The sequence below is a fragment of the Streptomyces boninensis genome, from assembly GCF_048572725.1.
Classification (GTDB): domain Bacteria; phylum Actinomycetota; class Actinomycetes; order Streptomycetales; family Streptomycetaceae; genus Streptomyces; species Streptomyces boninensis.
Window position 1 is genome coordinate 7,850,219 of sequence record NZ_CP183837.1, and the last position, 15,891, is coordinate 7,866,109.

Annotated in this window: 15 protein-coding genes; 13 read left to right on the forward strand and 2 right to left on the reverse strand. The window is 70.4% G+C overall.

Translation table 11 applies throughout. From position 1 onward, the window contains the following. Positions 1–44: 44 nt before the first annotated feature. Complete coding sequence (locus tag ACNNMR_RS35700; RefSeq protein WP_419998849.1) at positions 45–776, forward strand: TetR/AcrR family transcriptional regulator C-terminal domain-containing protein; 732 nt, start codon at positions 45–47, stop codon at positions 774–776. Here the strand turns inward: ACNNMR_RS35700 and ACNNMR_RS35705 are convergent. Next, on the reverse strand, positions 733–1,752 hold the full coding sequence (locus ACNNMR_RS35705; protein WP_419998850.1) for a Gfo/Idh/MocA family protein: 1,020 nt from the start codon (positions 1,750–1,752) through the stop codon (positions 733–735). The genes ACNNMR_RS35700 and ACNNMR_RS35705 overlap by 44 nt on opposite strands. 322 nt (positions 1,753–2,074) lie before the next feature. Here ACNNMR_RS35705 and ACNNMR_RS35710 point away from each other — a divergent pair, with 322 nt between their 5' ends. The 12 genes from ACNNMR_RS35710 (at position 2,075) to ACNNMR_RS35765 (ending at position 13,893) form a co-directional block, all read left to right on the forward strand. Then, positions 2,075–2,794: a GntR family transcriptional regulator gene (locus ACNNMR_RS35710; RefSeq protein WP_420000593.1), complete on the forward strand. Its 720-nt coding sequence runs from the start codon at positions 2,075–2,077 to the stop codon at positions 2,792–2,794. 152 nt (positions 2,795–2,946) lie between these two features. Next, on the forward strand, positions 2,947–4,644 hold the full coding sequence (locus ACNNMR_RS35715) for a hypothetical protein (protein WP_419998851.1): 1,698 nt from the start codon (positions 2,947–2,949) through the stop codon (positions 4,642–4,644). Between the two features lie 159 nt (positions 4,645–4,803). Further along, positions 4,804–5,808 (forward strand): sugar ABC transporter substrate-binding protein, encoded by a 1,005-nt coding sequence (locus tag ACNNMR_RS35720; protein ID WP_420000594.1) that lies wholly within the window; start codon positions 4,804–4,806, stop codon positions 5,806–5,808. A gap of 115 nt (positions 5,809–5,923) precedes the next feature. Further along, positions 5,924–6,922, forward strand: coding sequence for a sugar ABC transporter substrate-binding protein (locus ACNNMR_RS35725; RefSeq protein WP_419998852.1), 999 nt, complete (start codon positions 5,924–5,926; stop codon positions 6,920–6,922). Next, positions 6,919–7,965: an ABC transporter permease gene (locus tag ACNNMR_RS35730; RefSeq protein WP_419998853.1), complete on the forward strand. Its 1,047-nt coding sequence runs from the start codon at positions 6,919–6,921 to the stop codon at positions 7,963–7,965. Before ACNNMR_RS35725 ends, ACNNMR_RS35730 begins: the two co-directional genes overlap by 4 nt. Beyond that, entirely contained in the window at positions 7,962–8,804 is an 843-nt protein-coding gene (locus tag ACNNMR_RS35735) for an ATP-binding cassette domain-containing protein (RefSeq protein WP_419998854.1), read from the forward strand. Before ACNNMR_RS35730 ends, ACNNMR_RS35735 begins: the two co-directional genes overlap by 4 nt. Before the next feature lie 27 nt (positions 8,805–8,831). Continuing rightward, positions 8,832–10,091, forward strand: coding sequence for a magnesium transporter MgtE N-terminal domain-containing protein (locus tag ACNNMR_RS35740; RefSeq protein WP_419998855.1), 1,260 nt, complete (start codon positions 8,832–8,834; stop codon positions 10,089–10,091). After that, the gene (locus ACNNMR_RS35745; RefSeq protein ID WP_419998856.1) at positions 10,078–10,611 is read left to right on the forward strand and encodes a DUF1003 domain-containing protein; all 534 of its coding nucleotides are present in this window, start codon (positions 10,078–10,080) and stop codon (positions 10,609–10,611) included. The genes ACNNMR_RS35740 and ACNNMR_RS35745 overlap by 14 nt, the downstream gene beginning before the upstream one ends. A gap of 16 nt (positions 10,612–10,627) precedes the next feature. Further along, positions 10,628–11,746 (forward strand): ROK family glucokinase, encoded by a 1,119-nt coding sequence (locus ACNNMR_RS35750; RefSeq protein WP_419998857.1) that lies wholly within the window; start codon positions 10,628–10,630, stop codon positions 11,744–11,746. Next, entirely contained in the window at positions 11,743–12,357 is a 615-nt protein-coding gene (locus ACNNMR_RS35755) for a hypothetical protein (protein WP_419998858.1), read from the forward strand. The genes ACNNMR_RS35750 and ACNNMR_RS35755 overlap by 4 nt, the downstream gene beginning before the upstream one ends. A gap of 11 nt (positions 12,358–12,368) precedes the next feature. Further along, the gene (locus tag ACNNMR_RS35760) at positions 12,369–13,019 is read left to right on the forward strand and encodes an MBL fold metallo-hydrolase (RefSeq protein WP_419998859.1); all 651 of its coding nucleotides are present in this window, start codon (positions 12,369–12,371) and stop codon (positions 13,017–13,019) included. A 70-nt stretch (positions 13,020–13,089) separates the two neighbouring features. Next, the gene (locus ACNNMR_RS35765; protein WP_420000595.1) at positions 13,090–13,893 is read left to right on the forward strand and encodes an exodeoxyribonuclease III; all 804 of its coding nucleotides are present in this window, start codon (positions 13,090–13,092) and stop codon (positions 13,891–13,893) included. Between the two features lie 22 nt (positions 13,894–13,915). Here the strand turns inward: ACNNMR_RS35765 and ACNNMR_RS35770 are convergent, their stop codons facing one another. Beyond that, positions 13,916–15,838, reverse strand: a complete 1,923-nt coding sequence (locus ACNNMR_RS35770) for an SGNH/GDSL hydrolase family protein (protein WP_420000596.1) — start codon at positions 15,836–15,838, stop codon at positions 13,916–13,918. Positions 15,839–15,891 lie beyond the last annotated feature (53 nt).

The window sequence follows — 15,891 nt, forward strand, 5'->3', positions numbered from 1 at the left end:
TACTACACTGATCCGACCGGTCCGGTGACGTCAGGCGAGGTGCGATGGGGACGACGGGCAAGACAAGTGACGTACGCAGCGTCTGGCTGCGCCCGCGCCGCGAGCAGCGCGGAGAGCCGCCGCTGACCCGTACCCGCATCGTCGACGCGGCCGTCGCCCTCCTCGACGAGGAGGGGATCGACCGGCTCACCATGCGGCGGCTCGCGGAGCGGCTGGACGTCGTCGCGCCGTCGCTGTACTGGCACGTCGACACCAAGGACGACGTGATCGACCTCGCCGTGGACGCGATCTTCGGGGAGGCGCCCCCGAGGTCCCGTATGGGGCGTGCCGAGGAGTGGCGCGCCGACGTCACGGCGCTGCTGGCCTGCTGGCGGACCGCGCTGCTACGCCACCCCTGGGCCGCCGCCGTGCCGGCCCGCCGACGGCCTACGATCGGCCCGCACTTCCTCGCCGGAATGGAGATCCTGCAGGCGACCCTCACCCGCGCCGGCTTCACCGGCGACGGCCTGGCGGCGGCTACTTGGGCGCTCTACAACCACGTCATGGGATCCGCGTCGTCGCAGACTGCCCTGCACATCACCGCCGAGGAGCGCCGCCTCGGGCAGGAACAGCTGCAGGCAGCCGCCGACCAGTACCCCACTCTGGCCGCCAACGGCTACCTCTACGACGACGATTGGGACGGCAGCTACAGCACCGGCCTCGCCTACCTGCTCGACGGACTGGAAGCGCAGCTCAAGCAGCGTCCCCAGCGTCCCCAGCGACCTCCGCGACCGTGACCGCCCGCCGCTCCCGCCGCGACCGCTCGCACGCCTCCGCCACCAGCAGCGCGGCCAGCGCCTCGCGCCCGTCGCACGGGTTCTCCAGCTCACCCCGCAGCACCCGCACAAACGCGTCCAGCTCTGCCTCGTACGCCGGCGCGAAGCGCTCCAGGAATCCCGGCCACGGCTTCCCCGACAGCGGTACGGCCGCGGGCTCCACCGACGTGATCGGCGTCCGCTCGCCGAGCCCCACCGCGATCTGGTCGGACTCGCCCGCCAGCTCCATGCGCACGTCGTAGCCCGCCCCGTTCACCCGCGTCGCCGTCGCCGTGGCGAGGGTCCCGTCGTCCAGCGTCAGCAGCGCCGCCGCCGTATCGACGTCGTCCGCCTCCCGGAACATCGCCGGGCCGCGGTCAGACCCCATCGCGTACACCTCGACCACCTCACGCCCCGTCACCCAGCGCAGGATGTCGAAGTCGTGGATCAGGCAGTCCCGGTAAAGCCCGCCCGACAGCGGCAGATACGCGGCCGGCGGCGGCGCGGGGTCGGACGACATCGCCCGTACGGTGTGCAGCCGACCGAGGCGGCCCGAGCGCACCGCCTCGCGCGCGGCCACGTACCCCGCGTCGAAGCGCCGCATGAAGCCCACGTGCAGCAGCGTGCCCGCCGACTCCACCTCCGCCAGCGCCACCTGGGTGCCGGGCAGATCGAGCGCTATCGGCTTCTCGCAGAAGACCGGGAGTCCGGCCCTGGCCGCCTTGGCGATCAGTTCGGCGTGGGCGGCCGTGGCCGCGCAGATGACGACGGCGTCCACGCCCGCCGCGAAGACCGCGTCGGGCGAGGCGGCCGGCTCGACCCCCGTCCGAGCCGCCACCTCCGCCGCCCGCGCGGCGTCCGCGTCCGCGATGACCAGCGAGTCGACCTGCGGGTGCCGGGCCAGCACGCCCGCGTGGAACGCGCCGATCCGCCCGGCGCCGATGAGTCCAATGCGCATGGCCTCAACTAGACGGTGGAGATCCGCCGATGTCAATTGTCAGGACAACTGGACTTTTTCACGCGGGCAGCGGACTGTTCTGGTCGTGCGGGCGGCACCGCTCCGGGCTGGTGCTGCGACAGCGCGAGCGGCAGCGTGTCTGCTACCGGCGCAGCGCGGAAGGGGACGCGCTTCTGGGCCACGGGCCGTACCCGAGCTGCACCGCCCGAAGGTAAATGTCAGGACAACTGGACCTGATCCCTTCCCGCGGCCCGCACCTGCCGTTACGCTCCGCTCCGTGGTGAAGCGCGACGCGGGAGCGCAGGTCTCCCTACGGCTCGGCGTGGACCGCAACAGTCCGGTCCCGCTCTACTTTCAGTTGGCGCAGCAGCTCGAGTCGGCGATCGAGACCGGCGGGCTCACGCCGGGCTCGCTGCTCGGCAACGAGATCGAGCTCGCGGGGCGCCTCGGCCTGTCCCGGCCGACCGTACGGCAGGCGATTCAGTCCCTTGTCGACAAAGGGCTATTGGTCCGCCGCCGCGGCATCGGCACCCAGGTCGTACACACGCAGGTGCGCCGGCCGCTCGCGCTGACCAGTCTGTACGACGACCTCGCCGCCGCAGGCCAGCGGCCCGCGACGCGGGTGCTGCGCAACGAGGTCGTGCCCGCCGAGCCGCGCGTCGCGGCCGCGCTCGGGGTGGCCGAGGGGGTCGAGGTGGCGTTGGTCGAGCGGCTGCGGCTGACGCACGGCGAGCCGATGGCGCGGCTGACGAACTATCTCCCGGCCGGGCTGCTGCGGCTGGGGACGGGGGAGCTGGAGGAGGCTGGGCTCTACCAGCTGCTGCGCCGCGCCGGGATCACGCTGCACAGCGCCAGGCAGTCGGTGGGCGCGCGGGCGGCCACCTCGGCGGAGGCCGGGGAGCTGGGGGAGGAGCCGGGGGCGTCGCTGCTCACCATGGAGCGGACGGCCTTCGACGACACCGGGCGGGCGGTGGAGTTCGGCTCGCACCTGTACCGGGCGTCGCGCTACACCTTCGAATTCCAGCTGCTCGACCGCGGCTGAGGCCGCGGGCCTCTCATTCCCGTGCCGTCCCACGTCCCGGGACGCGGGCCCTGTTGACGCGTACGACACCCGTCGATACGGTCCGGCTCGAAGAAATCGATTTCACCGACCTCCCCTTCGTGCACCCCGACCCCGTCCCATCGGAGACCTCGATGCACCGAAGAGTCAGACTCCGCTCCTGGCGCATGCTCGCGGCAGGCGTGCTAGCCCTCGCGACGGCCGTCACCGCGGCCAACTCGGCCGCCCCGGCGGCGACCCCGGCCGTCCCGCAGGCCGCCTCGCTCGCCGGCTCGCCCCCGGACAGCAGTTTCTTCTCCACCGTTGAAATCGATTCCGGCGCCACGGTCGGCGCCCCGGCGAACGGCAACAACAGAAACCGCGGCGACCTCTGGCCCAACTGCTGGTCGGACGACGACAACGTCTACGGCGCGTACGGCGACGGCATCGGCTACGACGAGTCGTACCACGACATCGGCGTCGCCAAGATCACCGGAACGCCCGGCAATCTGGAGGGCAGCCAGCTCGCCGAGGGCAACAACGTCGGCCAGGTCTGGAACGCCGACCACACCCGCAAGCCCACCGGCATGGCCTGCGTCGGCGGCGACATGTACCTCGCCGTCCAGGACCTGGCCTTCAACTTCGATGCCGCCCCGGCCGCCACCATCGCCAAGTCCACGGACCACGGCAGGACGTGGACCTGGGACAAGTCCAAGCCGATGTTCCCCGACGGCGTCTTCACGACGGTGATGTTCCTCGACTACGGCAAGGCCTACGCCAACGCGCCCGACGACTACGTCTACGCCTACGGCCTCGACCACAACTGGCGCGACTCCTTCAGCGACAAGGTCCCCGACCCCGTCGACCTCTACCTCGCCCGGGTCCCGAAGTCCGACGTCATGAACCGCGGCGCCTGGGAGTTCGTCAGCGGCTACGGCACCGACGGCAAGCCCACCTGGTCCAAGGACATCGCCGCCCGCAAGCCGGTCATCCACGACGACCGCCGCGTCTACCCGGACGTCTACAGCGACCGGATCAGCAATATGACCACCCTCAGCCAGGGCGGCATCGTCTACAACAAGCCGCTGAAGCGCTATATCTACACGTCCTGGACGGAGTACAGCTTCGAGTTCTACGAGTCGCCCACCCCGTACGGCCCCTGGAAACGCTTCGATTCGAAGGACTTCGGCGGCTATACGTGGACGCACCAGAAGCACGGCGGCTACGCCACCACCATCCCGTCGAAGTACATCAGTGCCGACGGCAAGGACATGTGGCTGCAGTCCAACGTCTGCCCCTGCGGCGGCGGCGTCCCGGCCGACGACTGGTACGCGTACACCTTCTCGCTCCGCAAGATGCACGTGGAGCCGTACAAGGAGACCACCCCGGCGAACCCGGCCGACCCGGCGAAGAACCTCGCCAAGGAGCCGGGCACCGCGAACATCGAGCGGGTCGCGCACTTCGGCAATGAGTACTACTACAACGACGGCGTGAAGGACCACAGCGAGGACGACTGGAACGACGAGAACAAGCCCGCGAGCTGGTGGGGCTACACCTGGCCGCGGCAGTACAACGTCGACAAGGTCACGTACACCACGGGCAAGATGTTCGAGGACGGCGGCTGGTTCGCCAAGGACCTCCGCGTCCAGGTGCGCAAGGACCACAAGTGGACGGACGTCACAGGGCTGAAGATCGGCCCCGACTACCCGTACAACAGCACAGCAGGCCCCAACAAGACGTACGAGCTCACCTTCGACGCCACCGCGGGCGACGGCATCCGCATCATCGGCACCCCGGGCGGCAGCCGCACCTTCACCTCGGTCGCGGAGCTGGAGGCGTACTTCACGGGCTGAGTGTGGCTGACCGTGGCTGACCGCCTTCAGGGATGACCGCGGCCGCGGCGTCCGAATGTTATGACAAATTCATTGACGCCCGCTCAGCCGCCTCGCTACAACTCCTCCAGTCCACCGGGTCCATCCCGGCGGCCTGGAGGAGAGGCGGGGATCGGGATGATGATGCGTAGTCGGACGGCGCGGGCGGCGGCTGTGGTGGCGGCCGCGGTGATGGCCTTCGGGGCGGCCGCGTGCAGCGACTCGGGCGGCAAGGAGTCGGAGGAGAAGGCGGGCGGCGGTACGGGCGGCAAGGCGGTCAATACGCCGAAGCTCGACATCGCCATGATCACGCACTCCGGTCAGGGCGACGCCTTCTGGGACATCGTCCAGAAGGGCGGCGAGCAGGCCGCCTCGAAGGACAACGTCGAGCTGCACTACAACAACGACGACAAGGCCGAGGGCCAGGCCACCCTCGTACAGAACGCCATCGACCAGAAGATGGACGGCATCATCGTCACCCTCGCCAAGCCGGACGCGATGCGCGACAACGTCGAGGCCGCCGTCAAGGCCGGGATCCCGGTGGTGACGATCAACTCCGGCGAGCAGTTCTCCAAGGCGATGGGCGCGCTCACGCACATCGGCCAGAACGAGGGCGTCGCGGGCGAGGCGGTCGGCGAGAAGCTGAACGAGACCGACCGCAAGAAGGCCATCTGCGTCATCCACGAGCAGGGCAACGTCTCCCTGGAGGAGCGCTGCGCCGGTGTGAAGAAGACCTTCAAGGGCGACATCGAGAACCTGACGGTCGACGGCACCGACGCGGGCGGCTCCACCGCCTCCATCCAGAGCAAGCTGGAGTCGTCGAAGGACCTGGACGCCGTCGTCACCCTGAACGCCGGCATCGCGGGCTACGCGCTCAAGGCCAAGGACGAGACGGGCAGCGAGGCCGAGGTGTCGACCTTCGACCTGAACAAGGAGGTCGCGGAGAAGCTGGAGAGCAAGGACATCGCCTTCGCCGTCGACCAGCAGCCGTACTTGCAGGGCTACCTCGCCGTGGACGAGCTGTGGCTCTACAAGACGAACGCCAACGTCATCGGCGGCGGCAAGCCCGTCCTCACCGGCCCGGCGATCGTCACCGGAAAGGACGCGCCGGCGCTGAAGAAGTACACCGCTCGCGGTACCCGGTGACGGCCGTGCCAGCCGTGGTGAACCATACTGGGGCGGTCGGAGCAGATCATTCCGCGGGCTGCGAGGCCCCGGGCTCCGGCCGTACCGGATGGCACTACGCAAGGGACAACAGCTCGTGGCAAGGGTTCGGGCCGTGGTCGGCGGCATTCTCGCGCTGGCACTCGGCGCCTCGGTGGCCGGCTGCAGCAGCACCGGTGGAAAGCGCGCCGAGGAGGCCGCGGCCGGCGCCGGCGGCAAGCCCGCCGTGGACACGCCACGCTGGACGGTGGCAATGATCACTCACTCGGGCCAGGGCGACACCTTCTGGGACGTGGTCCGCAAGGGCGCCGAGCAGGCGGCCGCCAAGGACAACATCAACCTCACCTACGGGGCCAACCCGGAGGCGAACGAGCAGGCGCAGCTGGTGCAGAACGCCATCGACCAGAAGGTCGACGGCATCATCGTGACGCTCGCCAAGCCGTCCGCCATGAAAGCGGTGGTGCAGAAGGCGGTGAAGGCCGGCATCCCGGTCATCACCATTAACTCGGGTGCCGAGGAGTCCAAGGAGTTCGGCGCCCTCGTGCACATCGGCCAGAACGAGGAGATCGCCGGCGAGGCCGCGGGCGAGCAGCTCAACAAGACCGGCCGCAAGAAGGCGCTCTGCGTGCTGCACGAGCAGGGCAACGTCGGCCACGAGCAGCGCTGCGACGGCGCCGCCAAGACCTTCAAGGGCAAGATGGAGAAGCTGTACGTCGAGGGCACCAACATGCCCTCCGTCGAGTCCTCCCTGGAGGCGAAGCTGACCGCCGACAAGGCCATCGACTCCGTCCTCACCCTGGGCGCGCCCTTCGCGGACACGGCGGTGAAGGCGAAGGACTCGGCGGGCTCCGACGCCCAGATCTCCACCTTCGACCTCACCGCGGGCGTGGCGAAGGGCCTCGGCGACGGCACCCTGTCCTTCGCGATCGACCAGCAGCAGTATCTGCAGGGGTACGAGTCGGTCGACGGGATCTGGCTGTACCGATACAACGGCAATGTGCTCGGCGGCGGCAAGCCGGTGCTCACCGGCCCGCAGATCCTGACCAAGAAGGACGCCGCCGACCTGCAGAAATACGCAGAGCGGGGGACTCGATGAGCGATACGAGCACGGCCGAGAAGGCCGCCGCCGTGGACGAGCGGCTGGTGCACCGCCCGCTGTGGCACCGGCTCCTCGGCCGCCCCGAGCTCGGCTCGGTGATCGGTGCGGTCGCGGTCTTCCTGTTCTTCGCGATCATCACCGACTCCTTCCTCGGCAGCCTCGACACGGTCCTTTACGCGGCGTCGCTGATCGGGATCATGGCGGTGCCGGTGGCGCTGCTGATGATCGGCGGCGAGTTCGACCTGTCGGCCGGTGTGCTGGTGACGGCGTCGGCGCTGGTGGCGTCGATGTTCGCGTACCAGATGACGGCGAATGTGTGGGTCGGCGTCGGGGTGTCGCTGCTGGTCACGCTGGCCATCGGCTTCTTCAACGGCTTCATGCTGATCCGCACTGGACTGCCCAGCTTCATCATCACGCTGGGCACCTTCCTGATGCTCCAGGGCGCGAACGTCGGCGTCACGAAGCTGATCTCCGGCACGGTGCAGACGAAGTCGATCACCGACATGCAGGGGTACGAGTCGGCGAAGGAGGTCTTCGCCTCGACCATCTCCATCGGCAGCTTCGACCTGCGGGTGACGATCCTGTGGTGGCTGGCCCTGGTGGCGATCGCGACCTGGATCCTGCTCCGTACGACCTGGGGCAACTGGATCTTCGCGGTCGGCGGCGGCAGGGACGCGGCCCGCGCGGTGGGCGTGCCGGTCTTCCGTACGAAGATCGGGCTCTACCTCGGGGTCGCCGTGGCGGCCTGGATCTCCGGCATGCACCTGCTGTTCTCCTTCGGCGTGGTGCAGTCCGGCGAGGGCCGCGGGCTCGAGCTGCACTACATCGCGGCGGCCGTGATCGGCGGCTGCCTGCTGACCGGCGGTTACGGATCGGCGATCGGCGCGGCGATCGGCGCGCTGATCTTCGGCATGACGAAGCAGGGCATCGTGTACGCGCAGTGGGACCAGGACTGGTTCTGGTTCTTCCTCGGGGCGATGCTGCTGCTGGCCACGCTGCTGAACGCGTGGGTGCGCAAGCGGGCGGAGGCGGCGAAGTGACGCAGGACGTGAACGAGCAGGACGTGAACGAGCAGGCACCGCTGGTCGAGCTGGACGACGTCAGCAAGTACTACGGCAACATCCGCGCCCTCGAAGGCGTCTCGCTTGAGGTCCATCCCGGCGAGATCACCTGCGTGCTCGGCGACAACGGCGCCGGCAAGTCCACCCTCATCAAGATCATCGCGGGCCTGCACCAGCAGACCTCGGGCAGCTTCCGTATCGAGGGCAAGGAGACCAAGCTCGCCAACCCGCGCGAGGCCCTCGACCGCGGCATCGCCACGGTCTACCAGGACCTGGCGGTCGTCCCGCTGATGCCGGTCTGGCGGAACTTCTTCCTCGGCTCCGAGCCCACGAACGGCCGCGGCCCGCTGCGCCGCATGGACGTCGAGATGATGCGCCGTACGACCCACGCGGAGCTGCTGCGCATGGGCATCGACCTGCGCGACGTCGACCAGCCGATCGGCACCCTGTCGGGCGGCGAGCGGCAGTGCGTGGCGATCGCGCGGGCGGTCTACTTCGGCGCGAAGGTCCTCGTCCTGGACGAGCCGACGGCGGCGCTGGGCGTCAAGCAGTCCGGTGTGGTCCTGAAGTACGTGGCGGCGGCGCGGGACGCGGGCCTGGGGGTCGTGCTGATCACCCACAACCCGCACCACGCCTTCCTGGTCGGCGACCGCTTCGTCCTCCTGAAGCGCGGCATCATGGCGGGCAGCCACCTGAAGTCCGAGATCGACCTGGACGAGCTCACCCGCCAGATGGCGGGCGGCTCGGAGCTGGAGCAGCTGTCGCACGAGCTGGAGCGGGCTCCCGTGCCCGATCACCTGGGCGGCCACGCGCGGTAGCAGTTAGATGCGCCTATTGTCCTGTTTGTGCGCATCTTCGTGTCGCATCTCTCCGGCATCGCCGTCTTCGACCCCAACGGCGACCAGGTCGGCCGTGTCCGCGACCTGGTCGCCATGCTGCGCGCGGGCGAGCGCCCGCCGCGGCTGCTCGGCCTCGTCGTAGAGCTCTCCACCCGGCGCCGCATCTTCCTTCCCATCACCCGCGTGACCGGCATCGAGTCCGGCCAGGTCATCACCACCGGCGTGGTCAACGTCCGGCGCTTCGAGCAGCGCCCCACCGAGCGGCTGGTCTTCGGCGAGATGCTCGACCGGCGGGTGCACCTGGTCGACAGCGGCGAGGAGGTCACCGTCCTGGACGTGTCCATCCAGCAGCTGCCGGCCCGCCGCGACTGGGAGATCGACCGGCTCTTCGTACGGAAGGGCAGGCTGGGCACCTTCCGGCGCAAGGGCGAGGTGCTCACCGTCGAGTGGGGCGCCGTCGACGGCTTCTCCCTGGACGAGCAGGGGCAGGGCGCCGAGAGCCTGCTCGCCACCTTCGAGCAGCTGCGCCCCGCCGACTTCGCGAACGCGCTGCACCACCTCACCCCGAAGCGGCGCACCGAGGTCGCCACCGCCCTCACCGACGAGCGCCTCGCCGACGTCCTGGAGGAGCTGCCCGAGGACGACCAGATCGAGATCCTCGGCCAGCTGGCCGAGGAGCGGGCCGCCGACGTCCTGGAGGAGATGGACCCGGACGACGCCGCCGACCTCCTGGCCGAGCTGCCGGAGCCCGACAAGGAGCGGCTGCTCGCCCTGATGCAGCCCTCGGACGCCGCGGACATGCGCCGGCTCATGGCGTACGAGGAGAAGACGGCCGGCGGCCTGATGACCACGGAGCCGATCGTGCTGCGCCCGGACGCGACGGTCGCCGACGCCCTCGCCCGGGTACGTAACCCCGACCTGTCGCCCGCGCTGGCCGCGCAGGTCTACGTGTGCCGCCCGCCGGAGGAGACCCCGACCGGCAAGTACCTGGGCACCATCCACTTCCAGCGGCTGCTCCGCGATCCCCCGTACACCCTGGTCAGCGCCGTCCTGGACGAGGATCTGATGGCACTGTCCCCGGCGGCGCAGCTGCCGGAGGTGGCCGGGTTCTTCGCCACGTACGACATGGTGGCCGCGCCCGTCGTGGACGAGACCGGGTCGCTGCTCGGCGCGGTGACCGTCGATGACGTCCTCGATCACATGCTCCCCGAGGACTGGCGGGAGCAGGAGTTCCACCTGGAGGAGGCACCGAATGCCGGTCGATGAGCGGGAGACCCGGACGGCGCCGCGCCAGCGCACCCGGCTCGACCAGCCGCAGCAGTCCAGGCGGCGGCTGCTGCCCGAGTACGACCCCGAGGCCTTCGGGCGGCTCTCGGAGCGGATCGCGCGCTTCCTCGGCACCGGGCGGTTCATCGTCTGGATGACGGTGATCATCATCATGTGGGTGGTCTGGAACGTGAGCATGCCCGCCGGGCTGCGCTTCGACCAGTACCCGTTCATCTTCCTGACGCTGATGCTGTCCCTGCAGGCCTCGTACGCGGCGCCGCTCATCCTGCTCGCGCAGAACCGGCAGGACGACCGCGACCGGGTCAACCTGGAACAGGACCGCAAGCAGAACGAGCGCTCCATCGCCGACACCGAGTATCTGACCCGCGAGATCGCCGCCCTCAGGCTCGGCCTCGGCGAGGTCGCCACCCGCGACTGGATCCGCTCCGAGCTGCAGGACCTGGTCAAAGAGCTGGAGCAGCAGGAAAGCCCCCGGCACCAGCGGAACCCGCGCTCATAAGGCAGAATCGGCCGGGATGACGTACCGGGAAAGAGTCCACCGCGGCTCGGCAAGGGCCACCGTCCTGCGCAGCGTGAGCCAGCGCGAGCGCCGCTCGCACCTCACGGCTCCGCGCGTGCCCACGGTCGGCATCGATATCGGCGGCACCAAGGTCGCCGCCGGCGTGGTCGACGCCGACGGGAACATCCTGGAGCGGCTCCGCGCCGAGACCCCGGACAAGTCCAAGAGCCCCAAGGTGGTCGAGGACACCATCGTCGAGCTGGTCCTCGACCTCTCCGAGCGGCACGACGTGCACGCCGTCGGCGTGGGCGCCGCAGGGTGGGTCGACGCCGACCGCAACCGCGTCCTCTTCGCCCCCCACCTGGCCTGGCGCAACGAACCCCTCCGCGACGCCCTCTCCGCCCGCCTCCGCGTCCCCGTCATGGTCGACAACGACGCCAACACCGCCGCCTGGGCGGAGTGGCGCTTCGGCGCGGGCCGCGGCGAGGACTATCTCGTCATGATCACGCTCGGAACCGGTATCGGCGGCGCGATCCTGGAGGACGGGCAGGTCAAGCGCGGCAAATACGGGGTGGCGGGCGAGTTCGGCCACATGCAGGTCGTGCCCGGCGGCCACCGCTGCCCGTGCGGCAACCGCGGCTGCTGGGAGCAGTACAGCTCCGGAAACGCCCTCGTACGGGAGGCGCGCGAGCTCGCCGCGGCCGAGTCGCCCGTCGCGTACGGGATCATCGACCGGGTCGGCGGCGACATCAGCGAGATCACCGGCCCGCTGATCACCCAGCTGGCCCGCGAGGGCGACGCCATGTGCGTGGAGCTGCTGGAGGACATCGGCCAGTGGCTCGGCGTCGGCATCGCCAACCTCGCCGCCGCCATCGACCCCGCCTGCTTCGTCATCGGCGGCGGCGTGAGCGCCGCCGACGACCTGCTGATCGGCCCGGCCAGGGACGCCTTCCGGCGCTCACTGACCGGCCGCGGCTACCGTCCCGAGGCCCGTATCGCCAAGGCCCAGCTCGGCAATGAGGCCGGGCTCGTCGGCGCCGCCGACCTCGCCCGCCTCGTCGCCCGCCGCTTCCGGCGCACCAACCGGCGCCGGGTCGAGCGCTACGAACGATTCGCTCAGGTGGTAGGCAAGTGACCTTGCACGACTCCGGGCCGCCCTCGGGCCCGGACCAGCCGCACGTCCCGCACCAGTCCCACCCGGAGCGCAACGGCTCGGGGCCACAGCCGCCGGTCCGCCGCGTGCCGCGGAACTGGAAGTCGTGGACGATCATCGGGCTGCTCATCCTGATCCCGGCGGTCAATTTCTTCATCTCCGCGATGCAGAGCCGCGACTCCGGCCGCGACAAGGCCGACAAGGCCGACGCGCAGGGCATGGAGAAGGGCTGGCCGTCAAAGGTGCAGCGGCGGATCTACGACGTGCCGATCCCGTCGAAGTCGAAGAAGATCGCGTCGTACGAGACGAACAAGTGGGGCGCCAGCTCGCTGTTCGTGGAGTTCACGACCACCAAGAAGAAGCTCGACGGCTTCCTGGAGAAGCTCGGCAGCGACACGGACGAGCTGGAGAAGGGCGCCATCCCGATCACGGACAAGCAGGCCGACCTGGTCGGCTGGAAGTTCGCTAAGCCGGAGGAGTGGAGCGGGGTGCGCATCAACCAGAAGGACCCGCAGCCGGATCTCCGGATCGCCGTCGACCAGAGCAATCCGAAGAAGCCCGAGGTGCGGGTCGTATCGACTGCGAAGTACTGAGGAGCGTTGGCATGCAGCTGACCAAGAACGGCCACGCGTGCGTACGGCTGGAGAAGGACGGCCGCAGCCTGGTCATCGACCCGGGGGCCTTTACGGAGGCGGGCGCGGCCGTCGGCGCCGACGCGATCCTCGTCACCCATGAGCACCCCGATCACTTCAGCGAGGAGCAGCTGCGGGCCGCCCTGGAGGCCGGCCCCGGTACGGAGCTGTGGACGCTGCGCAGCGTCGCGGACCAGGTCGCCGCGGCCTTCCCGGGGCGCGTGCACACCGTCGGGAACGGCGACACCTTCACCGCCGCCGGCTTCGAGGTGGAGGTGCACGGCGAGCTGCACGCGGTGATCCACCCGGACATTCCGCGGATCACGAACGTCGGGTACGTGATCGACGGCGCCGTCTTCCACCCCGGCGACGCGCTGACGGTCCCCGAGCGGCCGGTGGACACGCTGCTGATGCCGGTGCAGGCGCCGTGGAACAAGCTCTCCGAGGTCATCGACTACGTCCGCGAGCTGAAGCCGCAGCGGGCGATCGACATCCACAATGCGCTGCTGACGGAGGACGCCGCGGTGCCGGTCTACAACCGGATGCTGGGGCCCGACGGTCCGGGGATCGGCGGGGCGGAGCACATCCGGCTGGCGGCGGGGGAGAGCCTGGCGCTGGCGTAGCTCGCGCCGGCGGAGCTCGTGCTGGCGGACCGCGCTGTCAGACCCACCCGGTAGGGTCAAAGCCATGTCTGTGCGCATCGCTACCTGGAACGTCAACGGGATCAATCCCCGCATCGACCGCGTCACCGGCTGGCTGCAGTCCGCCGCGCCCGACGTGGTGTGCCTGCAGGAGCTGAAGTGCACGCCGGAGCAGTTCCCGCAGGAGAAGCTGGCCGAGCTCGGATACGAGTCCGCGGTGCGCGCCGGCGGGCGGTGGAACGGCGTGGCGGTGCTCTCCAAGCTCGGCCTCGACGAGGTCACACTCGACCTGCCGGGCCAGCCCGAGTTCGACGGCGCGGTCGAGGCGAGGGCGATAGGAGCGACCTGCGGCCCGGTGCGGGTCTGGTCGCTGTATGTGCCGAACGGCCGCGAGGTCGGGCATGCGCATTACGAGTACAAGCTGCGGTGGCTGGAAGCCCTCCGCCAGGCGGTGGCCGAGGACGCGGCGGGCGCACGGCCCTTCGCCGTCCTGGGCGACTTCAATGTGGCGCCCAAGGACGAGGACGTCTGGGACATCGCGAAGTTCGAGGGCGCCACCCACGTATCGGAGCTGGAGCGCACGGCCCTGATCGAGCTGCAGAAGACCGGCCTCGACGAGGTCTATCCGCGCGCCCTGAAGTACGACATCCCCTTCACCTTCTGGGACTACCGCATGCTCGGCTTCCCGAAGAACAAGGGCATGCGTATCGACCACATCTATGGCAACGCGGGCTTCACCGCGGCGGTGAAGGACGCCTACGTGGACCGCGAGGCGCGGCGCCCCGGCAAGAAGGACGCCCCGGCCTCGATGGCTCCGTCGGACCACGCGCCGGTGGTCGCGGACCTGGAGCTGTAATCGGCGCTGCAGTCGGCGGCCGCTAGGGGAGGAGCTTCCTGAGGTCGAGGGAGTCCGCCATCGCCTTCAGCCCGGCGTCGTTGAGGTGCAGGTGGTCGCCGCTGTCGTACTGGGCCTGGAGGCGCGTCGGGTGCGCCGGGTCCCGTACCACCGCGTCGAAGTCGGCGATCGCGTCGAAGGCGAGGCCGTCCTGGGCGCGGATGAAGTCGTTCACCTTGGCGCGGGTCGCGTCCGCGGCCGCGGTGCACATCTTCTCGCCCTCGCAGGGCACGACGGTGGCCACGACCACGCGCAGCCCGCGGGCGTGCGCGCGGTCGGCGATGCGGGTCAGGCCCGCGATGACCTCGTCGGCGGAGAAGGACCAGCGGGCGTCGTTGACACCCTCGAAGACGAAGACCGTGCGAGCGGAGGTCTGGGCCAGCACATCGCGCTCCAGGCGGTTCTGCGCCGAGACGCCGCCGACGTCCGTGGAGACGCCGTCGCCGGTGTAGCGGTCGCCGACCACCCGGTTCGCCGAGATGCCCTGGTTGAGCACGCCGTACGCGGGCACGTCGGTCGCGCCGCGGAGCCGCTCGGCGAGGAAGTCGGGCCAGCGGCGGTTGGCGTCCTTGGTGGAGCCCTGCCCGTCGGTGATCGAGTCGCCGAGCGTCACCACCGAGCCCGGCCCGCCGCCGACGTCGACGCCGGTGAGGAACGGCCAAGTGGTGATGGTGCTGCCGAAGGCCGCGGCGTCGGTGTCGCCGGTGCGGTTGCCGCTGCCCGCCGCGGAGATGTACGACGTCTGCATCGCCAGGCTGTGTACGGGCGCGGCCTCGACCCGCTCCGGGAGATGGAAGCTGACCAGCAGGTTCGCGCCGGACGGCACCCGGAAGCCGACCGGGTCGCTGACCGCCTGCGCGCCTGCCGCGATCTCCGTGCCGGACCTGCCGCCGAAGGTCAGCCGCACCGGCTTGCCCGCGGGGCTGGCGCCCTGGCCCTGCAGCGCGACGGTGGCGCCGCCGACGCGGAGCGGGACGCCGGCGAAGGTGTTGGAGAGGCGGATGCGGGCGTAACTGCCGCCGGCCGAGCTGTGCACCACTAGGCGCAGAGTCTGGTCGGTCCAGGGGCCCACGGCCGTATAGCCGGAGGTGGAGGCGCCCCAGCTGCCGGTCCAGGCGCGCGCCTCGGCCCGTACGGATGCGGCGAAGACATGCAGGTCGGCGTCCGGGCCCGGGTCCTGGGGGAGCACGACGGAGTCGACGGCGGCGCCGCGCTTGACCGGGACGGTGACGGCGTAGAGCTTGGGCCGCTCGGCCTGCTGGCCGCCCGGGGTGTTCAGGTGCGGCAGGGATATCGCCTTGGTGGAGTGCGGGCCGCCGCGCCAGTCGGGGGCGCTGAGGTCGTACGAGCTGGTGGAGCCGTCGCGGTAGCGGATCGTGCCCGTGCCGGTGGCGCCGGTGCCCGCGGCGCCGGGGGACGTGGCGGCGACCAGGAAGGAGATGGCGTTGCCGCGGCCGCGGAGCTTGACTGCCTGGCCTGCGGCGCGGACGTTGTCCGGGGTGCCGGGGCGGGAGGCGGGGAGGGTGAGCTGGGCGGCGTCGAGGTTCAGCCGGGTGCCGGGGCGCCAGCCGGCGGCGGCGAGGTCCTGCGCGGACAGGGAGGCGCCGGCGCCGTCGAAGTCGGCGGCCCGGGGGTTGGCGTCGTCGCTGATCGCGGTGTTGTCGTACAGGCGCTCCAGGGGCACCGGGCGGCCCGTCCGCTCGGCGGCGCTCGCGGTCGCGGTGGCCGTGGCCGGCAGGGCGGTGGCGGCGAGCGCGACCAGGGTGGCCGCGCTCAGGAGTCGGCTCGCTCTGAGCGCCAAGACGGTTTCCTTCCGGGAGCACCAAACACCGTGCGCGTGCCGGTGGTTCAGCAGTGGCGCCCTGAACCTAGAGAGGCGCTGAGGAGTGGTCAAGACCACAAACATGACCGACAGGTGAAGATCCTTCATCAGCGTGCCTGTGGTGCTTCGAGCGACCG